This window comes from Buchnera aphidicola (Macrosiphum euphorbiae), assembly GCF_005237295.1.
GTDB classification, from domain to species: Bacteria; Pseudomonadota; Gammaproteobacteria; order Enterobacterales; family Enterobacteriaceae; genus Buchnera; species Buchnera aphidicola_AP.
Map to the genome: position 1 here is coordinate 103,788 of NZ_CP033006.1, position 22,875 is coordinate 126,662.

At 24.3% G+C, this 22,875-nt stretch carries 21 protein-coding genes, 1 tRNA gene and 1 pseudogene; 21 read left to right on the top strand and 2 right to left on the bottom strand.

The genetic code is table 11. The features are described 5' to 3' along the window. Positions 1-81: 81 nt before the first annotated feature. The 12 genes from smrB to metG all read left to right on the top strand — a co-directional run bounded on the left by smrB (position 82) and on the right by metG (position 12,483). Positions 82-615: an endonuclease SmrB gene (gene smrB / locus D9V71_RS00490; protein ID WP_158340439.1), complete on the top strand. Its 534-nt coding sequence runs from the start codon at positions 82-84 to the stop codon at positions 613-615. A 438-nt stretch (positions 616-1,053) separates the two neighbouring features. Continuing rightward, the gene (hisG, locus tag D9V71_RS00495) at positions 1,054-1,953 is read left to right on the top strand and encodes an ATP phosphoribosyltransferase (protein ID WP_158340440.1); all 900 of its coding nucleotides are present in this window, start codon (positions 1,054-1,056) and stop codon (positions 1,951-1,953) included. An 8-nt stretch (positions 1,954-1,961) separates the two neighbouring features. Further along, positions 1,962-3,269 carry a histidinol dehydrogenase gene (gene hisD, locus D9V71_RS00500; RefSeq protein ID WP_158340441.1) on the top strand — a complete coding sequence of 436 codons (1,308 nt, stop codon included), beginning with the start codon at positions 1,962-1,964 and terminating at the stop codon, positions 3,267-3,269. Further along, positions 3,266-4,372, top strand: a complete 1,107-nt coding sequence (gene hisC / locus D9V71_RS00505; protein WP_158340442.1) for a histidinol-phosphate transaminase — start codon at positions 3,266-3,268, stop codon at positions 4,370-4,372. Before hisD ends, hisC begins: the two co-directional genes overlap by 4 nt. Further along, a complete protein-coding gene (gene hisB / locus D9V71_RS00510; protein ID WP_158340443.1) occupies positions 4,362-5,423 on the top strand; it encodes a bifunctional histidinol-phosphatase/imidazoleglycerol-phosphate dehydratase HisB in 1,062 nt (353 codons plus the stop codon). Before hisC ends, hisB begins: the two co-directional genes overlap by 11 nt. Further along, positions 5,423-6,013, top strand: a complete 591-nt coding sequence (gene hisH, locus D9V71_RS00515) for an imidazole glycerol phosphate synthase subunit HisH (protein WP_158340444.1) — start codon at positions 5,423-5,425, stop codon at positions 6,011-6,013. Before hisB ends, hisH begins: the two co-directional genes overlap by 1 nt. 4 nt (positions 6,014-6,017) lie before the next feature. Then, positions 6,018-6,755 carry a 1-(5-phosphoribosyl)-5-[(5-phosphoribosylamino)methylideneamino]imidazole-4-carboxamide isomerase gene (gene hisA / locus D9V71_RS00520; protein ID WP_158340445.1) on the top strand — a complete coding sequence of 246 codons (738 nt, stop codon included), beginning with the start codon at positions 6,018-6,020 and terminating at the stop codon, positions 6,753-6,755. Continuing rightward, a complete protein-coding gene (hisF, locus tag D9V71_RS00525) occupies positions 6,734-7,510 on the top strand; it encodes an imidazole glycerol phosphate synthase subunit HisF (protein WP_158340446.1) in 777 nt (258 codons plus the stop codon). Before hisA ends, hisF begins: the two co-directional genes overlap by 22 nt. Further along, on the top strand, positions 7,504-8,136 hold the full coding sequence (gene hisIE, locus D9V71_RS00530) for a bifunctional phosphoribosyl-AMP cyclohydrolase/phosphoribosyl-ATP diphosphatase HisIE (protein WP_158340447.1): 633 nt from the start codon (positions 7,504-7,506) through the stop codon (positions 8,134-8,136). Before hisF ends, hisIE begins: the two co-directional genes overlap by 7 nt. A 365-nt stretch (positions 8,137-8,501) precedes the next feature. Continuing rightward, positions 8,502-9,908, top strand: coding sequence for an NADP-dependent phosphogluconate dehydrogenase (gndA, locus tag D9V71_RS00535; RefSeq protein WP_158340448.1), 1,407 nt, complete (start codon positions 8,502-8,504; stop codon positions 9,906-9,908). Positions 9,909-10,114: 206 nt separating this feature from the next. Then, a complete protein-coding gene (gene dcd / locus D9V71_RS00540; RefSeq protein ID WP_158340449.1) occupies positions 10,115-10,696 on the top strand; it encodes a dCTP deaminase in 582 nt (193 codons plus the stop codon). A gap of 143 nt (positions 10,697-10,839) precedes the next feature. After that, a complete protein-coding gene (gene metG, locus D9V71_RS00545; protein ID WP_158340450.1) occupies positions 10,840-12,483 on the top strand; it encodes a methionine--tRNA ligase in 1,644 nt (547 codons plus the stop codon). Between the two features lie 51 nt (positions 12,484-12,534). Here the strand turns inward: metG and tilS are convergent, their stop codons facing one another. Together tilS and D9V71_RS00555 are read right to left on the bottom strand one after the other, a co-directional pair. Beyond that, on the bottom strand, positions 12,535-13,857 hold the full coding sequence (tilS, locus tag D9V71_RS00550) for a tRNA lysidine(34) synthetase TilS (protein WP_158340451.1): 1,323 nt from the start codon (positions 13,855-13,857) through the stop codon (positions 12,535-12,537). Between the two features lie 32 nt (positions 13,858-13,889). Continuing rightward, positions 13,890-13,963 (bottom strand) — tRNA-Val (locus D9V71_RS00555). A 168-nt stretch (positions 13,964-14,131) separates the two neighbouring features. Between D9V71_RS00555 and D9V71_RS00560 the strand changes: the two genes are divergently transcribed. The 9 genes and pseudogenes from D9V71_RS00560 to priA all read left to right on the top strand — a co-directional run bounded on the left by D9V71_RS00560 (position 14,132) and on the right by priA (position 22,826). Then, complete coding sequence (locus tag D9V71_RS00560) at positions 14,132-14,758, top strand: riboflavin synthase subunit alpha (protein ID WP_158340452.1); 627 nt, start codon at positions 14,132-14,134, stop codon at positions 14,756-14,758. 101 nt (positions 14,759-14,859) lie between these two features. Continuing rightward, on the top strand, positions 14,860-15,441 hold the full coding sequence (gene rsxA, locus D9V71_RS00565) for an electron transport complex subunit RsxA (RefSeq protein ID WP_158340453.1): 582 nt from the start codon (positions 14,860-14,862) through the stop codon (positions 15,439-15,441). A gap of 2 nt (positions 15,442-15,443) precedes the next feature. Continuing rightward, positions 15,444-15,947 carry an RnfABCDGE type electron transport complex subunit B gene (locus tag D9V71_RS00570; RefSeq protein WP_158340914.1) on the top strand — a complete coding sequence of 168 codons (504 nt, stop codon included), beginning with the start codon at positions 15,444-15,446 and terminating at the stop codon, positions 15,945-15,947. A gap of 109 nt (positions 15,948-16,056) precedes the next feature. Continuing rightward, positions 16,057-17,565: pseudogene (gene rsxC, locus D9V71_RS00575) on the top strand (electron transport complex subunit RsxC); the annotation flags it as partial. Between the two features lie 48 nt (positions 17,566-17,613). Beyond that, positions 17,614-18,678 (top strand): RnfABCDGE type electron transport complex subunit D, encoded by a 1,065-nt coding sequence (locus tag D9V71_RS00580; RefSeq protein ID WP_158340454.1) that lies wholly within the window; start codon positions 17,614-17,616, stop codon positions 18,676-18,678. Positions 18,679-18,838: 160 nt separating this feature from the next. Continuing rightward, the gene (locus tag D9V71_RS00585) at positions 18,839-19,309 is read left to right on the top strand and encodes an RnfABCDGE type electron transport complex subunit G (RefSeq protein ID WP_244278917.1); all 471 of its coding nucleotides are present in this window, start codon (positions 18,839-18,841) and stop codon (positions 19,307-19,309) included. After that, positions 19,299-19,985 carry an electron transport complex subunit E gene (locus tag D9V71_RS00590; protein WP_158340455.1) on the top strand — a complete coding sequence of 229 codons (687 nt, stop codon included), beginning with the start codon at positions 19,299-19,301 and terminating at the stop codon, positions 19,983-19,985. Before D9V71_RS00585 ends, D9V71_RS00590 begins: the two co-directional genes overlap by 11 nt. Before the next feature lie 7 nt (positions 19,986-19,992). Further along, a complete protein-coding gene (gene nth / locus D9V71_RS00595; protein WP_158340456.1) occupies positions 19,993-20,634 on the top strand; it encodes an endonuclease III in 642 nt (213 codons plus the stop codon). Between the two features lie 11 nt (positions 20,635-20,645). Next, on the top strand, positions 20,646-22,826 hold the full coding sequence (gene priA, locus D9V71_RS00600) for a replication restart helicase PriA (protein WP_158340457.1): 2,181 nt from the start codon (positions 20,646-20,648) through the stop codon (positions 22,824-22,826). Positions 22,827-22,875: the final 49 nt, after the last annotated feature.

Below are 22,875 nucleotides of genomic sequence, written 5' to 3' on the forward strand. Positions count from 1 at the left end.
TCTAAACAATTATAAAGATTGCAAGAAAATTGTATATATTTAAAATTTTTAATTGATTAATATTATTGGTAATAAATAATTATGAATAAAAATAGCCGACATACTATTAATTCAAATATTTTATTTCGTAAATGGTTAAATGGTACTCGTGAGATAGTACAAGATACTATCTTTCATTCGCGAGTCCATAAAAAAAATAATACTAATATAGTATCTCAGCGCATTTTTTTTGAACAAAATGCTCATAGTCATTATTTTTCCTATAGAAATAAAAAAGATTTGTTTAAAGATAATCCCGTTTCTTATATACGTCATCAGAGTTTATATAGCATATTAAAAAACATAAAAAACGGAAAATATGATCCAGATATTTTTCTTGATTTACATGGTTTAACACAATATCAAGCACAACAAGCATTAGGTGAATTAATTACAACATGTCAAAAAGAAAAAATATTTTGTGCTCACATTATGCACGGACATGGTAAACATATTCTAAAAAAACAAACACCTTTTTGGCTATCTCAACATCCAGATATCATAGCTTTCCATGAAGCTCCTAAATTTTTTGGAAGCGATGCTGCAATCATAGTTATAATTGAAGTGAATTCTTAAAGAAAAAATATAAATATTTTTAACTACTAAATTAAATAATTTTATGTTAAAAATACGAAATAGAATTTTTTTAATAAAATTAAAATTTTCTGATTTTAAATCAATTATTTTATATTTCATAAAATACATTTTTTAACATAAATAAAAAAGTTTTTTTAAAATTCAATCAAAATAGTATTATTACCTTTTTACATCTAAAAAATATTTTAATAAAATTTTTTGAGACTAAATTATTATCAATAATTTCGATTTATTATACTTGATTTTTACGATAACATCATGCATGTTTCCAAAATTATTTAATTATTAAGTTTTCTTAGTATTATAGAAAATATTCTTTTTAAAACCCTTATTTTTTTGGGTTTTTTTATTTTTTACACATGTTAAATTATCTAAATTTTTTTATTTAATATAAAATAATTTTAAGGAATTTTAAATATGTTTGACAATAATCGTGTACGTATAGCGATGCAAAAAACCGGTCGTTTAAGCAATGATTCTATAAGGTTATTAACGTGCTGTGGTATTAAAATTAATTTAAAGCAACAGAAATTGATAGCTTTTGCTGAAAATATGCCTATTGATGTTATGTTAGTTCGTGATGATGATATTCCTGGATTAGTAATGGATGGTGTTGTCGATTTAGGTATAGTAGGAGAAAATGTACTTCAAGAAGAGTTATTAAAACGAACATCGCAAAAATTAGAGTGTTCTTATATTACTTTGAGACGACTCGATTTTGGAATATGTAGATTATCTTTAGCAGTGCCAGTAAACACCATATATTCTAATATAACATGTTTAAAAAATATTAGAATAGCCACTTCATATCCTCATTTATTAAAAAAGTATTTAGATAAAAAAAACATCTCATTCAAATCATGCATGTTAAATGGATCAGTAGAAGTTGCACCTAGAGCTGGTTTAGCAGATGCTATTTGCGATTTAGTTTCTACAGGAGCTACATTAGAAGCTAATGGTCTACGTGAAGTACAAGTAGTTTATTACTCCCACGCATGTCTTATTTGTAAGACTGGAGAAATTAATTCTACAAAAAAAGAAGTTATTAATAAATTAATGACTCGTATTAAAGGTGTAATTAAAGCTCGTGAATCTAAATATATTATGTTACATGCACCTATAAATAAATTAGAAGAAGTAGTATCTTTACTACATGGAGCAGAAAAACCAACGATTTTAAAATTGGCAGGGGATGATGAACGAGTAGCAATGCACATGGTAAGTAGTGAAACATTATTTTGGGAAACAATGGAAAAATTAAAATCATTGGGAGCCAGTTCGATTTTAGTTTTGCCAATTGAAAAAATGATGGAGTAAAAACTACAATGAAATCTTTTGAAAATATAATTTATTGGAATAAGTTAAATCTTGATGAACAAGAAAAGATATTATTAAGGCCTTTTTTAAAAGAAAGTAATACTATTAAAAAAACTGTTAAAGAAATTATAGAAAGTGTTAAAGTTTTAGGGGATGAAGCATTAAAAAAATATACTTTTTTATTTGATAAACATGACATAAATACATTTCAAATTCCACATAAAAAAATTTTTTCAGCTTCATTTTACTTAAATGAAATTTTAAAAAAATCTATTATAGTTGCAAAAAAAAACATCACTCTTTTTCATAAAGCTCAAATTTCATCAAAAGTAGATATTGAAACAGAAATTGGAGTTCGTTGTCAGCAAATTAATTTGCCTTTAAATTCTATAGGAATTTATGTTCCAGGTGGAACAGCACCTTTATTTTCTACTGTATTAATGTTGGCAATACCTGCTAAAATTGCTGGTTGCAAAGAAGTTATTCTTTGTTCTCCCCCTCCAATTAGTAATGAAGTTCTTTATACAGCTCATATGTGTGGAATTAAAAATATTTTTCAGGTTGGTGGAGCTCAAGCTATAGCTGCTCTTGCACTAGGGACTGAGACTATTCCTAAAGTAGATAAGATTTTTGGTCCAGGCAACGCTTATGTTACAGAAGCAAAATTACAAGTTAGTTCTGTTTTTAACGGAACTGCAATAGATATGTTAGCAGGACCTTCAGAATTATTAATTATTGCTGATTATAGTGCTAATGCAGATTTTATTGCTGCGGATTTATTATCTCAAGCTGAACATGGCATGTCTTCTCAAGTTATTTTGCTGACACCATGTATTGAATTAGCACAAAATGTAATTATTTCTCTAAATAAACAATTAAAACAGTTATCTAGATTATCAGAAATTTTAATGGCACTAAAAAATAGCACGGTTATTGTTACTAAGAATTTATCAGAATGTATTAAAATATCCAATATGTATGCACCTGAACATTTAATTATCCAAACAAAATCCCCTAGAGAAGTACTTAATTATATCTCTAATGCTAGTTCTATTTTTTTAGGTTTATGGTCACCCGAATCTGCAGGTGATTATGCATCTGGAACGAATCATGTTTTACCAACATATGGACGATCTGTTGCTAATTCTTCTTTAGGATTATCTGATTTTCAAAAACGTGTATTAGTTCAAGAATTAACATCTCAAGGATTGATGAAATTATCTAGTACTCTTGAAATTCTATCTTCTGCAGAAAATTTAGAAGCACATAAAAACGCTGTGAAAATTCGAGTAGATTTTTTAAAGGGAAAAATATGACAGACAATATTTTAAAATTAGCTAGAAATAATATACAAAAATTAATACCTTATCAATCTGCTAGACGTATTGGAGGAGAACATGCAAATATATTATTAAATGCTAATGAATCACCTACATCTATTTTTTTTCAATCTAAAAAAAAATCATTTAATCGTTATCCAGAATGTCAACCGAATAATTTAATACTTTCTTATGCTAATTATGTTGATTTATCTTGTAATCAAATTTTAGTTACAAGAGGGGCTGATGAAGGAATTGAGTTATTAATTAAAGCTTTTTGTGAACCAGGGAAAGATGCAATAATTTATTGTCCTCCTACTTATGATATGTATCGAGTGAACGCAAAAATAGCTGGTGTAGAAATAAAAGAAATTCCTACTATTAAAAATACTTGGCAATTAGATTTATTAAATATTAAATTGAATTTAAGTAGAGTAAAATTAGTTTATATTTGCAATCCTAATAATCCCACTGGTAATATTATTTTAAAAAAAGACCTCATTTCTTTACTAAATATCACTTTAGGTCGATCTTTAGTTGTTATAGATGAGGCTTATATTGAATTTTCACCACAAGAAAGCATGACGAGTTATTTGAAAGAATATCCTAATTTAGTTATTCTACGAACATTATCTAAAGCTTTTGCTTTAGCTGGAATAAGATGTGGTTTTACTTTAGCAAAACAAGAAGTCATACAAATTTTAAATAAAGTTATTAGTCCTTATCCAATATCTGTACCTGTTTCTGATATAGCAATTCAATCTTTAGAAGTAAATTGTATTAAATTAATGCGAAATAGAGTGCTAGATTTAAATAATAATCGTATTTGGTTGATTAATCAATTACAAAATTGTTCTTGTGTAGAAAAAGTATTTGAAAGTCATGCAAACTATTTATTAGTAAAGTTTTTCATGTTTGAAAAAGTTTTTTTAACTTTATGGAATAAAGGTATAATTTTAAGAAATCAAAATGAAAAAATTAATTTAAAAAAATGTATAAGAATTTCAATAGGAACATATTTAGAATCTTTACAATTAATTCAAGAGCTTAAAATTTTTTCTGAACAGAATATATTTCAAGGTGATATCAGTGAAAAATAAAATATTATTTATTGATCGAGATGGCACGTTGATTAACGAACCAATTAATACTTATCAGGTTGATTCAATAGATAAATTAGTTTTTAAAAAAAATGTAATTTCTTCATTACGCAAATTAACAGGATTTGGTTATAAATTAATTATGGTTACTAACCAAGATGGTCTTGGTACTAAAAATTTTCCTTTAAAAAATTTTAATACACCTCATTTTTTTATGTTGAACATTTTTCGTTCAGAAGGAGTAATATTTGATGATGTATTAATTTGCCCTCATTTTTTACATGATAATTGTGCATGTCGCAAACCCAAAATAGCAATGATAGAACCATGGTTAAATAAAATAGATCGAAAAAGAAGCTATGTTATTGGCGATCGAAACACAGATATGGAATTATCAAAAAATCTTCAAATAAAAGGAATACATTATAAAGAAAACATATTTAATTGGGTAGATATCGAAAAATATATTATAAAATATAATAGATATTCTGAAATTTTTAGAAAAACAAAAGAAACTACAGTATGTGTTAAAGTTTGGTTGGATTTAGAAGAAGCAAGTAAAATAAATACTGGTATAAAATTTTTTGATCATATGTTGGAACAATTAGCAATCCACAGTGGAATTTGCATGAATATTTCTACACAAGGCGATCTTTATGTTGATGATCATCACACAATAGAAGATACAGGCATTGTATTAGGAGAAGCATTGTTAGAATCTTTAGGGAAAAAAAATGGTTTATGTAGATTTGGTTTTTACTTGCCTATGGATGAAAGTAAATCTAATTGCATTATCGATATATCAAATCGCCCATATTTAAATTTTAAAGCGAATTTTAATTATAAAATGGTTGGTGATCTTAGCACTAATATGGTTGAACATTTTTTTTATTCTCTTTGCTATTCTATGAAGATTACGTTGCATTTATATGCTGAAGGAAAAAATGATCATCATTGTATTGAAAGTTTATTTAAAGTTTTTGGACGCGCATTACGTCAAGCTATTAAGATTGAAGGAAATATGTTACCAACTTCAAAAGGGATTTTATAATGAATATAGTAATAGTGGATACAGGTTGTGCTAATTTAAAATCAATAAAAGTTGCTATTAAAAAATTAGGTTATGACTCTATAATAACTTCTAATGCGTCTATAATTTTAGAATCTAAAAAAATTTTTTTACCGGGAGTAGGAACGGCTTCTGCAGTAATGAAAATTTTATCTGAAAAAAATATAATTAATATTATTCAAGAATTTACACGGCCAATATTAGGCATATGTCTTGGAATGCAACTTTTGTGTAATTTTAGTGAAGAATGTAATGGTGTAAAAACAATTGGTATTATTAAATCTTCTGTATTACGTTTAAGAACTAATAATTTGCCCTTACCTCATATTGGCTGGAATCAAATTACATTTCAAAAAGAACATGTTTTGTTTAAAAAAATACCTAATAATTCAAGATTTTATTTTGTTCATAGTTATATGGTTCCTATTAATAAATACACATTATCTACAACTAGTTATGGGGTTAATTTTAGTTCAGTCATACAAAAAAACAACTTTTTTGGTGTGCAATTTCATCCAGAAAAATCTGGGAATATAGGTTCCCAATTATTAAAAAATTTTTTGGAGATGTAATTTAATGATTATTCCTGCATTTGACTTGATCGATGGTAGAGCAGTACGTTTATATCAAGGTGATTATTTAAATAAAAAAAATTACGATATAAATTTGCCTTGTTGTCTAGAAGAATATAAATCAAAAGGAATTAAAATTATTCACTTAGTAGATTTAGATGGGGCAAAAAATAGCGAAAATAGGCAAATAGAATTATTTGAGAAGATATTATCTAATACTACTGTTTCTATACAAATAGGTGGTGGAATAAGAACTACAAAAGATATTAGTACGCTTCTTGATTTAGGAGTTAAAAGAGTAGTAATTGGTTCTTCTGTAATACATAATAAAAATAAAGTAAAAAAATGGTTAAAAATGTATGGTTCAGAATCAATTGTTTTAGCACTAGACATAAAAATTAATAATAATAAAAAAGAAATATACATCGATGGCTGGCAAAAAAGAACTAATTTTATTCTTGAGGAAATTATTGAATACTTTTTACCAAGTGGATTAAAACATATATTATGTACAGATATATCTAAAGATGGAACACTATTAGGACCAAATTTTAATTTATATAAAGAAATCACTAATTCTTTTAAAAGTATACATTTTCAGGCATCTGGAGGAATTGCAACATTAAAAGATATTATTTCTTTGAAGAAAACTGGGATTAAAAGCGTGATTATTGGTCGCAGTTTATTGGAAAAAAAATTTACGATAGAAGAGGCTTTTAAATGCTGGCAAAGCGAATCATAGCATGTCTTGATGTTAATAACGGAGTAGTGGTAAAAGGAATTAAATTTCAAAATCATAAAATTGTAGGCAATATTGTACCATTAGCTAAACGTTATGCTGAAGAAGGTATAGATGAATTAGTATTTTATGATATCACCGCTTCAACAAAAAATAAATTAGTCGATAAGAGTTGGATAGAAAAGATTGCTGAAGTAATAAATATTCCATTTTGTGTTGCCGGAGGCATTAAAAGTGTAGAAGATGCAAAAAGTATTTTATCCAGTGGTGCAGATAAAATATCAATTAATTCTTCAGCATTAATAGACCCTAATTTAATTACTAAAATTTCAGAACGTTTTGGTGTACAGTGTATGGTTGTTGGAATTGATTCTTTTTTTGATAAAGTCCAAAATTCTTATATGGTACAACAATATACAGGGGATTTTAGTAAAACTTATCAAACTTGTTGGAAAACATCTGACTGGGTAAAAAAAGTTCAAGAAAAAGGTGCTGGTGAAATCGTTTTAAATATGATGAATCAAGATGGATTACAACAAGGATATAATCTTTTACATCTAAGTGAAATAAGAGAAATATGTAAAGTTCCTCTAATTGCATCAGGTGGGGCAGGGAACATGAATCATTTCTATGAAGCATTGCATTATTCTAATGTAGATGGAGTATTAGCAGCATCTGTTTTTCATACAAATAAAGTAGATATAAGAACTTTAAAAAATTTTTTAGCAACAAAAGGAATGGAGATTAGAGTATGTTAAAAAAAGATGATTTCTTAAATCTCAATTGGGAAAAAACTAATGGTATGATTCCTACAATCATACAAGATTATTCTTCGAATAAGGTTTTAATGCATGGATATATGAATAAAGAAGCTTTATTAAAAACTCAAAAAGATGGTTTAGTAACATTTTATTCTCGTACTAAGAATTGTTTATGGACTAAAGGAGAAACATCAGGAAATTATTTAAAAGTAATTGAAATTAGCACGGATTGTGATCATGATACATTATTGATTTTAGTTAGATCTCAAGGAAAAACATGTCATTTAGGCAATACAAGTTGTTTTTTTTTAAAAAAATACAATATAAATTTTTTATTAGAATTAGAAAAAATTGTAGAAAATAGAAAAAATAAATTTTCATGTAATTCGTATACATCTAGTTTGTATAAATTAGGGACAAGTCGTATAGCACAAAAAGTAGGCGAAGAAGCTATAGAAACAATAATAGCAGCTATGAAGAAAGATTCAAAGGAACTGATCAATGAATCTTCAGATCTTATTTATCATTTAATTGTATTATTACATGATCAGGGTTTAAATTTAAGTTTAGTTTTCGACAATTTAAAAAAAAGAAGAAAAAAAGAGTTGACTACTAATTCCTAGAGAATTAATTATGTTATCTTAAAAAAAAATAATATAATATATTTATAATTTTTCAATCTCAAAATAAATTCCAATAATATAAAACATATATATGTTTATATGATTATATGTAAAAATCTCCATTTTTAAAAAAAATTATTAATTACTAATACAAGTAAATCTTTTTTTGTTTAACAATCAAAAGTCAATAGAATTTTTTTCTATATTTTAAATCAATAGAAATGCTTTTTTAATATTTTATTTTAGATCAATGAAAAATTGAAAATTTTTGTAATATCATTTATTGTGTAAGAATTGAAATAAAATTTAATAATCTTCAAAATAATTATTAAGTGTTTTTCAGCATATTTTAATTGGAGAAAAAAATGTCACAACAACAAATTGGGGTTGTAGGAATGGCGGTAATGGGGCGAAATTTAGCGTTAAATATTGAGAGTAAAAATTATAGTGTATCTATATTTAATAGAACAAGTTCAATAACAGAAGAAGTAATTAAGAAAAACAAAAAGAAAAATCTTTTTCCATATTTTTCTATTAAAGATTTTATTAATTCACTTATAAAACCTAGATGTATTTTATTAATGGTTCAATCCGGAAAAGCTACTGATGAAACTATTAATCTGATTACGCCTTATTTAGAAAAAGAAGATATATTAATTGATGCTGGTAATACTTTTTATAAAGACACGATTCGAAGAAGTAAAGAACTATCTAAATACGGCATTAATTTCATTGGTATGGGAGTATCTGGAGGTGAATTAGGAGCATTAAATGGTCCATCTATTATGCCAGGAGGACAAAAAGAAGCATATGAACTCGTACTGCCTATGTTAAAAAAAATATCTGCAAAATTCAAAGATGAGTCATGTGTGAGCTATATTGGTCCAAATGGTGCAGGTCATTATGTAAAAATGGTGCATAATGGTATTGAATATGGTGATATGCAATTAATATCAGAATCATATTTTTTATTAAAAAATTTATTGAATATGAGTAATAAAGAATTATCATCTACATTTTCTGAATGGAATAAAGGTGAATTAAATAGTTATTTAATTGAAATAACAAAAAATATTTTTATTGAAAAAGATAAAGATGGTAAATATTTAATAGATTGTATTTTAGATGTAGCAGAAGATAAAGGCACAGGTAAATGGATTAGTAAAAATGCCTTAGAGCTTCGAGAACCTCTCTCATTAATTACTGAATCTGTTTTTTCACGTTATTTGTCTTCTTTAAAAAAACAACGTATGATTGCATCAAAAATATTAAAAGGACCTAATATAAAAATATCTATTAAAAATAAAAGTGGTTTTATTGAAGAAGTTAGACAAGCCTTGTATTTAGGAAAAATAATTTCTTATGCTCAAGGTTTTTCTCAACTAAAAAGAGCTTCAGAAAAATATCATTGGAATTTAAAATACGGAGAAATTGCTAAAATTTTTAGATCTGGATGTATTATACGAGCAAATTTTTTAGAAAAAATAACAGAAGAATATTCCGAAAATGGAAATATAATTAATTTGTTATTAACACCTTACTTTTCAAAAATAGCTAATGAATACGAAAGATCATTACGAAGTATTGTTACTTATGCGATAAAATATGGTATTTCTGTACCAACTTTTTCTGCAGCAATATCTTATTATGATAGTTATAGAACATTACATTCGCCAGCTAATCTTATTCAGGCTCAAAGAGATTATTTTGGTTCACATACTTATCAAAGAACAGATAAGACTGGTTACTTTCATACACATTGGTCTCAATAAAAAACAATGTTAGAATATGCAATATTTATATATAAAAATCATATTTCTTAATATGATCACTATCTCTTATGATGAAAAATTACAATAGCAGAAGATGTTAAATAGTATCTCTGCTATAAAAATCTATCTGTTTCTTAATAATATATTTTGTATTTATTTCATCACATACGATATTAAGATATTTCAATTATATTATAGGAATAAAAATGCGTTTATGTGATAAAGATATTGAAGAATGGTTAGAAAGAAAAGAATTGATTATAGAACCTTATCCTGAAAAAAAATTAATTAATGGAATTACTGTTGATATACATCTTAGTAATAAATTTCGTTTTTTTTACGAGCATACTAGCTCTTGTATTGATTTAAGTAGTTCTAAAATAAATAGAACATCAAAATTATCAGGAATTATAAGTAATGAAATAATTTTTTCTAAAGAAAAACCATGCTTTTTACAACCGGGTTGTTTAATTTTATCGTCTACTTTTGAAAATATTACAATTCCAAATAATTTAGTTGGTTGGTTAGATGGACGTTCTTCTTTAGCTCGTCTAGGATTAATGATTCATGCTACTGCACATCGTATTGATCCAGGCTGGAAGGGTAATATTGTTTTAGAAATGTTTAATGCAGGAAAATTAACTTTGGCATTACATCCTAAAATGAAGATTGCAGCTCTTAGTTTTGAAGTTTTATCTCAATCAGTTTTACGTCCTTATAATTTAAGACAAGAAGCTAAATATAAAATTCAAAATGGAGTAGTACCTAGCCGTATTAATGAGGAATAGATTTCTAAAGAAGATATTTTTTATATTCTAATTTTTCAAATGTCTTATAAATTTATTATTAATAAAAACTATTTCAATAAATAATGGTTTATGATTAATTCTATTTTCCATATCATTTTTTTTATTTTAAAAAATATAATATTATGTCAAATGTACTTAGAAAAATTTTAGTTACCTGTGCTTTACCTTATGCAAATGGTTCTATTCATATTGGTCATATGTTAGAACACATTCAAGCAGATATATGGGTGCGTTATCATAGAATGCGTGGTCATGAAGTATGGTTTGTTTCTGCTGATGATGCTCATGGTACTGCTATAATGTTAAAATCTGAAGATTTAGGGATATCTTCAAATCAATTAATTAAAAATATTAGAAAAGAACATCAAATAGATTTTTTGAACTTTAAGATTTCACATGATAATTATTATTCAACTCATAGTTTAGAAAATTTATATTTATTAAGAAAGATTTTCAGATGTTTAAATGAAAAAGGTTTAATTAAAGAAAAAAATATTTCTCAATTATATGATGATGTAAAAAAAATTTTTCTTCCAGATCGTTTTATAAAAGGTATATGTCCAATTTGCAAATCAAAAAACCAATATGGTGATAATTGTGAAATATGTAGTTCGACTTATGAAGCTACTGATTTAATTGATCCAATATCTGTTCTTTCAGGTAAAAAACCTATTTTAAAAAATACAAAACATTTATATTTTGATTTGCCTTTTTTTAGTAAAATGCTAGAAAATTGGATACATTCAGGTGTTTTAGAAAATTCAGTTATTAAGAAGACAGAAGAATGGTTCAAAGTAGGTTTAAAATCATGGGGTATTTCTCGAGATGCACCTTATTTTGGATTTAAAATTCCTAAATATCCTAATAAATATTTTTATGTTTGGCTTGATGCTCCTATTGGTTATATAAGTGCATTTAAAAATCTTTGTTTTAAAAATAAAGAGTTAAACTTTAATGAATTTTGGAATGAAAAATCCAATTATGAATTGTATCATTTTATTGGTAAAGATATTATTTATTTTCATACTTTGTTTTGGCCTGCAATATTGGAAGCCATTTCCTTTAGAAAACCTAGTGGAATTTTTGTTCATGGTTATCTTACTATGAATGGATTAAAATTATCAAAATCACGAGGTGCTTTAATTAAAGCTAGCGATTGGATTAAATGTTTTGATTCAGATAGTTTGCGTTATTATTATGCAAGTAAGTTATCTAATAAAATTCATGATATTGAAATTAATTTAGAAGATTTTGTTCATAAAATAAATAATGATATTGTTAATAAATTAGTTAATTTAGCATCAAGAAATGCTAGTTTCATTAATAAATATTTTAATGGATATCTATCGAGTACAATAAGTGATATTAAATTATATGAATATTTTGTTGATGTCAGTAGTAATATTGAAAATTTTCTAGAAAATCGTGAATTTAGTCGTGTTGTAAGAGAGTCCATGAGATTGCTAGATATAGCTAATCAATATATTAATGAAAAAAAACCATGGAATATTGAAAGAACAGAAATAAATATTCTAGAATTACAAAAAATTTGCACAATGGGTATTAATTTATTTAGAATTGTTATGATTTTCTTAAAACCAATCATGCCTGATTTAGCAATTAAAACAGAATCTTTTTTAATTGCAAAATTGACTTGGAATAGCATCAAAGAACCATTATTATCTCACCAAATAAATCAATTTATCCCATTATACACTAGAATTAGTGTAAAAAAAATTTTTGAATTAATTGATCTGTGTAGATAGAAATAAATTTATTTTGAAAATATACAAGAAATTACACTCAATAAAAGTGTACTAATAAAATGAAAAAAAATCATTATGATTTGATTTTAAATCATTTTTCCAAGATACTGTCCAAGCATTTCTATACTGATTTTTTATATTAACAACAAATAATCCTAGAGCGCTGATTAAATTATTGTTATAAAATAAAAGTGGAATTTGATTTCTTAACCAAGGAGGAATATTTTTTTCTTGCCAAATTTTTTTTATTTTTCTTTTTTTATTCCTCCCTAAAATTAGCACATTTCCTTCGTATTGAAAACGAATGTTAACTAATTCATTGTTTTTAGGTGCTGGAAGTGTCATGCCATTATTATTTTTTATTAAATATCCTAAATTATTTGGAAGTGTTAGTTTTTCGTTTTTTTTATGCCAAAATAATAAAATACTTTTAATATCAGGTTGTGTTTTTATAAAGTGTAATGATTTTTTATAACGCCTTATTTCATATTTTTTTAAACTTACTTTAGGATTTGCATCTATTCGACTAAAAATTATTTGATGATAAATACATTGAATATTTTTGTAAGAAGGTATTTTTATTTTTTTTAATGAAAGCCAATATCTAATTAACGCTGTACACATTTCTTTTTTCATATTTTTAAAATTTTCAATATTTAAAGAATCATCATATTGTATAAAATGATAAATTTTTTTATGAAGAAAGTAATTTAGCAACATAGTTTCTTTTTGACATATATTCGTTGTACGAAAACAATTTTTTAAAAAATAAGGCCATCTTTTTTCTAGTATAGGAATAATTTTATTTCGTATAAAATTACGATCATAATCAATGTTTAAATTACTAAAATCTTCAATCCATTGTAAATTTTTTTTTATTGCCCATAGTTTTAGTTCTTTTTTTGTTTTTTTTAGAAAGGGTCGAATTATTTTTTTGGTTCCAAATAAAGTCTCAAAAGACATGCTAGAAAGTCCCGTAGGACCGCTTCCTCTTTTCAAGGATAAAATAAATGTTTCACATTGATCATTCATATGATGACCAGTAAGCAGTATTTCGTTGGGAAGTAAATGATTGTATATAATGTTATATCGCTTTATTCTTAATGTTTCTTCAATATTTTTTGTATTTTTTTTAATATTAATATTTTCAATAATTAAAGGTATGTAATTTACATGACAAATTTTTTTACAATGTTCTGTCCATTTTTTTGAAAGTGAAGTAAGATTATGATTGATATGAATGGCACGTATTTTTATATAGTATTTCTTTTTTATTTCTAGTAATTGATAAAGTAAAACTGTGGAATCTAATCCGCCACTAAAAGCTATTAAAAACGATTTATTGTTATATTTCCTAATAGTTTTTTCGATCAAATAAAAATTACCTATAAATTTATATTTTTTAATACGTTCGAGTGGACTTGAACCACCAACTTCTACCATGTCATGGTAGTGCTCTAACCAATTGAGCTACGAACGTAAATATTAAAAAATTTTTTAATATTCTTACGATTTAAATTATATATTATTATTAATCCAATATACAAATACTTTTTATAAAAGATTGGAGATTTATAAAAAATATTTTATTTTTTATATAATTAATATTTGTAAAATAAATTTAAAATTATTATTTTAAGGAAATATTATGTTTACAGGTATCGTAAATGGAATTGCTACTATTGTTTCTATAGAAAAGAAAAAGAAAAAATATATCTATAAAGTTAAAATACCATCTATTTTATCTAAAAATTTAAAATTGGGTGATTCAGTATCACATAATGGATGTTGTTTAACTGTAAAATTAATTGATAATTCTTATATAACATGTGATGTTATAGAAGAAACTTTAAAAACTACTAATTTAGGAATATTAGATGTTGGAGATGATATTAATATCGAAAGATCAGTAAAATATGGAGATGAAGTTGGTGGTCATATAATATCTGGTCATATTATGAATACTGCTGAAATCTCTAAAATATTAAAATCAGATAACAACAATTGTGTTATATGGTTAAAAATGAGAAATAAATCGTTAATGAAATATGTTTTTTATAAAGGATTTATTTGTATTGATGGAATTAGTCTTACTATTGGAGATATTATTAAAAATGAATTTTGTGTTAATATTATACCCCACACTTTTTTATCTACTACTATAAAAGATAAAAAAAATGGTAGCTTAATGAATATTGAAATTGATTTTTATACTCAAACAATTGTAGATACAACAGAACGCTTAATTAAGAATTATATTAAATATGGTTCATAATTTCATTTAAATAATAAAAAATTTTTATTTTTAATAGATGTAATCTAAAATAATTGAATGATTAAGAGAACAATCAATGTGCTTAATTACAGGAATTGTAAATGAAACATTATATTTTATTTTTTGTTTCTAACATATTAATTGAAAATTTTATTTTAGTAAAATTTCTTGGTTTATGTCCTTTTTTAGGGGCTTCAAGTAAAATTGAAACTGCTTGTGGAATGAGTTTTGCAACTACTTTTGTTGTACTTATATCATCAGTATTATTATGGTCTGTGAATTTTTTTATTTTATTGCCTCTTGATTTAGTTTATTTAAGAATTATAGCTTATATATTAATTATTTCGTTTAGTGTTCAATTCTTAGAAATAGTTCTACGTAATACTAGTCCTATTTTATATCGTTTACTTGGAATTTTTCTTCCGTTAATTACAACTAATTGTGCGGTTTTAGCTATTCCGTTATTCAGTTTGTATTTGAATCATACATTTTTAGAATGTATATTCTATGGAATAAGTGCCTCATTGGGATTTACTTTAGTAATGATTATTTTTTCTTGTATTCGTGAACGTATAATATCATCTGATATTCCGTTGCCATTTCAAGGTGCTCCAATTATTTTAATTACTGTAGGTTTAATATCTATTACATTTATGGGTTTTAAAGGTTTAATAAAATTTTGATGATGCTAATACTTTTTATTTTTGGTACGTTATCTTTTCTATTGGGAATTATATTAAGTTTTACTGCTTATAAGTTTCAGTTTAAAAAAGATCCTGCTATAGAAATAGTGAATAAATTATTGCCTCAAAGTCAATGTGCTCAATGCGGATATTCTGGATGTTATCCGTACGCTAAAGCAATTGTGCAAAACTCTGAAAAAATTGATAAATGTACTCCTGGTGGTGCTGATCTTATATTAGAAATAGCTGATGTCTTGAATATAGAAGAATCTAAAGAAAATTTAATCATTAAAAATAAAAACAAAAAACTAAAACATAATGTTGTATGGATAGATGAAAAAAACTGTGTTGGATGTTCAAAATGTGCGACTTTTTGTCCAGTAGATGCAATAGTTGGTGCACCTAATTTTATACATACAGTTTTAGAAAGATTTTGTACTGGTTGTAATATTTGTATATTACATTGTCCTACTGATTGTATTAAAATAAAAAAAAGAGATATATGAATAATATAAATTTATCAAAAATAAAAAAATTTTTTAAAAATTTTCCTCCTTTAATTTTATGGAAAAAAATAATTTTCTCTGTTTTTAACATAAAAAAAAATATGATTTTAAGGGTGGTTTAAAATATTTATTAGAAAAAAATAAATCTAACGATTTATTGTTAAAGTCTCTACCTCTCCCTGATAAATTTTTTATTTTTGTAAAAGGTGATTTTTGTAATAAAAAATTACGTATTAAAATAAATCAAAAAGTGTTGCGTGGACAACCTCTAATTTTTAGTGATAATTTTGATGTGCCTATTCATGCACCCACTTCAGGTTTAATAGAGAATATTTATTTTAATTCCGATCCTATTAAAAAAAATATAAAAATTGTAGTTTCTTCTGATTATCGAGACAAATGGATTAGATTAAATCCTATTAAAAATTATACAAAACATACTCCTGAAAAACTAATTAAAATAATCCATCAATCAGGTATTGTTGGTCTTGGAGGAGGTCAATTTTCTTCTGCAAAAAAATTAATGTTAAGTATTAATAAAGTACACACTTTAATTGTAAATGCTGTGGAAAGTGAACCTTATATATCATCAGATAAGTGTTTAATATATAATCATATTGATGAAATTTTAATAGGATGCAAGATTATTTGTTGGATTACTAAAATTAAAATAGTTTTTATTGCTATTCAAGAAAATAACGTTAAATTAATTTCAAAAATTCATGATTTCATTGAAAATGAATCATTATTTAAAATTTGTATTATTAAAAAAAAATACCCTGGAGGTAGTAGCAAGGTACTTATTAAATCTTTAACAGGAAAAGAAATACCTTATGATAAACACTCTATAGATATAGGATATCTTATTTTTAATGTTGCTACAATATTTTCTATGAAAAGAGCAATTATTGATGGAGAACCATTAACGGAACGTATTGTAACTTTTTTAAGCGACAAGAATTTTTTATCTGGTAATTTTTGGGTTAGGATTGGAACTCCAATAAAGTATTTTTTAACTAAAGAAAAATTAAACAAATATTTTATTGAATCTATATATTTAGGGGGTCCATTCATGGGGAAAAAGATTAGTGATGTAAATTATTCTGTTTTAAAAAAGACAAATTGCATTTCAATTGCATTTGAAGAAGAAAAATATAAGAATATCACTGAACAAAATTGCATTCGATGTAGTTATTGCTCAGATGTATGTCCAGTAAATTTGCTCCCCCAGCAAATTTATTTGTATAGTAAAAGAAAAAATCATGAACAAACAAAAAAACATTATGTTTTAGATTGTATTGAATGTAAAGCATGTGAAAAAGTATGTCCTAGTTATATTCCATTAGTAAAATATTTTAAACAAGAGAAAATTATTTTAAAAAATATTAAATTAGAAAATAATCGTAAAAAAATATCATTAATTCGTTTTAAAAAAAGAGAGGAACGATTATTAGATGTAAAAAGAATCATTAATATAAATGATAAGAATTTTAATCTTATTAAAAATGCTAATTTATTTTCAAAACAAAAAATAGATAAAAATATTAATGATATAAAAAAAAATATACGAAAAAAAAGAGTTCAAGATGCAATAAAACGCATGCAATCTAAAAAATAGAGTTTTATATAAATATATTTTATAATAATAAATCATGTAAGAAGAAAAATGAACTTTCCTTATATATATAATTTTTATAGTGTTAGAAAAATAATGTTTTTAGTTATTTTAGCTTGTATTCCGGGTATTGTTGCTAAATTCTACTTTTTTGGTAGCGGTGTTTTAATACAAATTTTATTTTCTATATTAATTGCTTTGTTCCTAGAGATTACTATTTTAAAAATACGTTTTAAAAAAGTTCAAATTAATTTGAAAGATAATTCAGCAGTTTTAACTTCAGTTTTATTTGGAGTTAGTATTCCTCCTTTACTTCCCTGGTGGATGATAATCATTGGCTTAATTTCTTCTATTATTGTGACAAAACATTTATATGGTGGTCTTGGTCAAAATATATTTAATCCAGCTATGGTTGGATATGTAGTATTATTGATATCTTTTCCCATTTACATGAATGATTGGCATAAAAGAGATTTTTCTGTTTCTTTTTTTAATGATTTAAAACAATCTGCATATGTTATTTTTTTAAAAGATCATATAGACCATATTGATAAAAATAATAGCATTGATGATCCTAGTTTAAACATTACTCCTGATTCTTTTACAGAAGCTACTCCTTTAAATGATTTTAAGATTAAGTCACATTTGATGAAAGATGATTTTTCATTAAAAAAGTATATCTTAAAAAATAAAAAAATTTCTGTTCAATCCAGTTGGAAGTATATAAATATAAGTTTTTTTTTAGGTGGTGTTTGTTTATTGTTTGCAGGAATTATTTGTTGGCGCATTCCAATAAGTTTTTTAACTTCATTAGGTATTTTGTCAATGACAACTTATTGTTATTCAGAAAAATTATTTATGTCTCCATTAGTTCATTTTTTTTCTGGTGGAACTATGCTATGTGCATTTTTTATTTCTACAGATCCAGTGACTACTTCTTGTACTAATATAGGAAAAATAGTTTTTGGGATTATTATTGGTACTTTAGTTTGGATTATTCGTAATTATAGTGATTATCCTGATGCAATTGCTTTTTCTGTCTTATTTGCAAATATGACAGTTCCATTAATAGATTATTGTACAAAAACTTCTGGATATGGTCATAATAAGATATGAAAATTTTTAAAGAAATATTAAAAAACGCTTTTTTAATGAGTATCTTTTCAATTTTATTTATATTTGGGACAATATTAATAAATAATATAACAAAAAATAAAATTATTTGTCAAAAAGAAAAAGAAAAAAAAAAATATTAGAAGAGGTTATTCCTTCTAATATGTATCATATGTTTGAAAAAAAAACGTATAAAATTAAAAATAAATTTTTAGGAGATGATAAAACTCATAATTTATGGATATTATTTAAAAAAAATAAAATACCTGAAGCAGCAATTGTTGAAACTACAGCACCTGATGGATATTCTGGTTCTATTTATATGTTAGTTGCGGCATATTTTAATGGAAAAATTATTGGGGTAAGAGTTTTGTCTCACAAGGAAACACCTGGAATTGGAGATAAAATTGAATTATCTATTTCTGATTGGATCAGTAAATTTACTGGCATGTATGTATCTTCTATCGAAGATAATAATTTTACGTTGCGAAAATATGGAGGAAAAATTGAACAATTTACAGGAGCTACAATAACACCACAATCAGTAACAAATGCAGTTAAAAGAACTGTTTTTTTTATTAAAAATATACCATCAAAATTTGATTTATTAGATAGAGATGTTCATGAATATTAAATATTTTTTATATGATAGATTATGGAAAAAAAATTCTTCTTTAGTCCAATTATTAGGACTATGTCCAGTTTTAGCAATGACAACTAATTCTATCAATGCTATAGGATTAGGGATAACAACTACTTTAGTATTAACTTTTACAAATACAATTATTTCTATTCTTAAAAAACTTATACCTAAAGATTTAAGAATTCCAATTTATATGGTAATTATTTCTTCTGTTGTTACATCTATAGAAATGTTAATTCATGCGTATCAATTTAATTTATATCAATCTTTAGGTATTTTTATTCCATTAATAGTTACTAACTGTATTATTGTAGGACGAGCAGATCTTATCGCTTATAAAAAATCTATAATAGAATCTTTTTTTGATGGTATTTTTATAGGTTTAGGTTCAACTTTTTCTATGTTTATCATAGGTTCTATACGTGAAATATTGGGTAATGGAACTTTATTTTTTGGAGCTAATAAGTTTATTTCGAGTATAGATAGTTCAACTTTTATTACATTATTAGATAAAAAACATACAATAATTTTAGCTATTTTCCCACCTGGTGGTTTTTTTGTATTAGGTTTTATAATTGCTATTAAAAATTTTATAGATGTATGTTATAAAAAAAATATAATTGAAAATTCCTTGCAATGTTCATGTGTTAATAAAATAAAAAAATAATATTATAATGAATAAAGAAAAACGTTATAAAATTTTATCGATATTTAACAGTAAATATCCTGAACCTAAGATAGAATTAATTTTTTCTTCCGATTTTGAATTATTATTATCTGTAATGCTTTCGGCTCAATCTACTGATGTTATTGTAAATAAAACTACTAAAATGTTATTTAAAATAGCAAATACTCCTGAAAGTATTTTATCATTAGGATTAGCATGTCTTAAAAATTACATTAAAGATATCGGTTTATACAATACTAAAGCATTAAATATTATTCGTAGTTCTTTTTTAATATTAACTAAATACAATGGAATTATTCCAAATAATCGTATTGAATTAGAGTCTTTACCTGGTGTAGGAAGAAAAACATCTAACATTCTTTTAAATATACTGTTTAAAAAGAAAACTATTGCTGTAGATACACATGTTTTTAGAGTATCGAATCGTACTAATTTTGCTAAAGGGAAAAATGTGAAAGAAGTTGAAATGAAATTAATTAAAGTAGTTCCTAACATTTTTAAATTAAACTTTCATGCATGGTTTGTTTTACATGGTCGGCATATTTGTACTGCTCGGAAAATTAAATGTAATATATGTTTAATATTTAAACAATGTGAATTTAATAAAAAAAATTTTAATATATTTTGATGGATATATCAGTGATTATTGTAAAAGTTGTTTTACCTATTCCTATTAGACAATATTTTAAATATTTTGCACCTAATTGTATGCGTCCTGTTATTGGAGGACGAATTTTAGTTCCTTTTAATTCTAAATATATAATAGGTGTCGTGGTTGCTATTTATAAAAAAAATGATATAAGTCAATTAAATTTGAAATATATTAAATCATTGATTGATACTAAATCACTTTATCCTAATATTATATTAGATCTTTTGGAATGGATAAGTAAAAATTATCATTGTCCTATTGGAAATATATTTTTTTTTATTTTACCAAAGATTTTACATTCTAATTATATTATAAAAAATAAATATATTTCTGAGTGGAGTATAACAAAAAAGGGTCGGGAATTAGATTTAAACCATTTAAAAAGAAAAAAAAAACAATTACATACTTTAATTTTTTTAAGGAAAAAAAGTGTTTTAAGTACTGAATTAAAAAAATACAACTTATCTAAAGCAATTTTAAAAAAATTAGAAATTCAAGAACTATGTAAAAATAATACTGATAATAAGATTTTTTTTAAAAAAAAAATATTAACACTAAAAAAAGATTTTTTTTTAAATGTCAGAACATCGATTGTGCTTAATGATATTTTAATAAAAAAATGTTTTTCATCTTGGTTGTTAACTAAAATTAATTTATATTCAAAAGTTAAATTTTATTTAGGTTTGATTAAGTCCGTATTATATAAAGGTATGCAAATTTTAATTTTAGTTCCTTACATTAAAAATATAAATATAATTTTAGTATTTTTAAAAAAATATTTTAGCATCCCTATTGATATAATACATTCAAAATTAACTAGTACTAAATACTTTAAAAACTGGATCAGAACAAAAAATGGTGAAAATTCTATTGTTATTGGTACAGGAAAAAGTATTTTTTTACCATTTTTAAGATTGGGTGTTATTATTTTTCTTGAAGAACACAATTTGAAATATAAAAGCTTAAATGAATGTAGATATAATGTTAGAGATTTAGGCATTTTAAGAGCATATAAAGAAAATATACCGATAATTCTAGACTCAGAAACTCCTTCGTTAAAAACATTGTATAATATTTTATATAAAAAGTGTTCTTACATTAAATTATATTCATGTAATCATGTGAATAGATTGAATAATAATATTATTGATTTAAAAAAAGATAAAATAAAATTTGGTCTATCTTTGACTTTAATAAATGAAATTCATAAAAATTTTAAAAGAAAACAAGTCTTATTAATTTTTAATAAATTTAGTTTATTTTTTTATGTATTAAAATGTAATAAATGTAATTGGATATTTGAATGTAGTATTTGTCATGATTATTTAGAAATTAATCAATATCGCAATATATTATCTTGTAAATTTTGTTTAATTCAAATCAAAAAACCAATTTTTTGTTTTAATTGTGGATTTCTTTCTCTAATTATAACAAGTATAGGAATAGAAAAAATTAAAGATAAAATACAAAATATTTTTCCAAATATTTCTTTGTTCTTTTTATTAAGTAAAAAAAACATAGATCAAAAAATATTAAATACGAAAATTTATGAGTTTTCTATTTTAAATCCTTATATCATTATTACAACTGAAGAAGTTGTTCAACAATATTATTTTCCGCATATACAATTAATTGTTTTGATTTGTATTGATAATTATTTTTTATCTTTTAATTTTCGTGCTGTAGAATATTTTGCTCAGTTTTATATTAATTTAGTTCAATTAACTAGAAAAATAAAAAAATCATTTAAAATATTTATACAAACATCATTTCCTAATGATTTAAATTTAAAAGAAATATGTAATAATGGATACTTTTCTTTTTCGAAGAAAATATTATCAATTCGAAAAAGTTTTTTATTACCTCCTTGGAGCTTTCAGAGTGTTATTTATTCAGAAAGTTTATACGCTGAACATAATATAGTTTTTTTAAGTTTAATTCGTAAAATCTTAGAAAAAAAATCTAATAAACATAATTTTTTTTTATGGTGTGTAGGTCCTTATAATACTTTTTTGCCAAAAAATAAGAAAAAATATTTTCATAAATTATTAATTCAATGTTCTTCACGTTCTTTTCTTAAAAGTATATTAAATGAATGTATTGATTTAATTAATATTTTTACTGTTTCTAAAAAGGTTAAATGGTTTATAGATATTGAACCTAATTAGAATTAAATAGAATTTGTATTCTTGAGGAATAATTAATAGTTTTTATGCT

Coding starts and splice junctions, on each gene's coding strand:
- smrB (WP_158340439.1), top strand. CDS start 82: ATGAATAAAAATAGCCGACATACTATTAATTCAAATATTTTATTTCGT.
- hisG (WP_158340440.1), top strand. CDS start 1,054: ATGTTTGACAATAATCGTGTACGTATAGCGATGCAAAAAACCGGTCGT.
- hisD (WP_158340441.1), top strand. CDS start 1,962: ATGAAATCTTTTGAAAATATAATTTATTGGAATAAGTTAAATCTTGAT.
- hisC (WP_158340442.1), top strand. CDS start 3,266: ATGACAGACAATATTTTAAAATTAGCTAGAAATAATATACAAAAATTA.
- hisH (WP_158340444.1), top strand. CDS start 5,423: ATGAATATAGTAATAGTGGATACAGGTTGTGCTAATTTAAAATCAATA.
- hisA (WP_158340445.1), top strand. CDS start 6,018: ATGATTATTCCTGCATTTGACTTGATCGATGGTAGAGCAGTACGTTTA.
- hisF (WP_158340446.1), top strand. CDS start 6,734: ATGCTGGCAAAGCGAATCATAGCATGTCTTGATGTTAATAACGGAGTA.
- hisIE (WP_158340447.1), top strand. CDS start 7,504: ATGTTAAAAAAAGATGATTTCTTAAATCTCAATTGGGAAAAAACTAAT.
- gndA (WP_158340448.1), top strand. CDS start 8,502: ATGTCACAACAACAAATTGGGGTTGTAGGAATGGCGGTAATGGGGCGA.
- dcd (WP_158340449.1), top strand. CDS start 10,115: ATGCGTTTATGTGATAAAGATATTGAAGAATGGTTAGAAAGAAAAGAA.
- metG (WP_158340450.1), top strand. CDS start 10,840: ATGTCAAATGTACTTAGAAAAATTTTAGTTACCTGTGCTTTACCTTAT.
- D9V71_RS00560 (WP_158340452.1), top strand. CDS start 14,132: ATGTTTACAGGTATCGTAAATGGAATTGCTACTATTGTTTCTATAGAA.
- rsxA (WP_158340453.1), top strand. CDS start 14,860: ATGAAACATTATATTTTATTTTTTGTTTCTAACATATTAATTGAAAAT.
- D9V71_RS00570 (WP_158340914.1), top strand. CDS start 15,444: ATGCTAATACTTTTTATTTTTGGTACGTTATCTTTTCTATTGGGAATT.
- D9V71_RS00580 (WP_158340454.1), top strand. CDS start 17,614: ATGAACTTTCCTTATATATATAATTTTTATAGTGTTAGAAAAATAATG.
- D9V71_RS00585 (WP_244278917.1), top strand. CDS start 18,839: ATGTATCATATGTTTGAAAAAAAAACGTATAAAATTAAAAATAAATTT.
- D9V71_RS00590 (WP_158340455.1), top strand. CDS start 19,299: ATGAATATTAAATATTTTTTATATGATAGATTATGGAAAAAAAATTCT.
- nth (WP_158340456.1), top strand. CDS start 19,993: ATGAATAAAGAAAAACGTTATAAAATTTTATCGATATTTAACAGTAAA.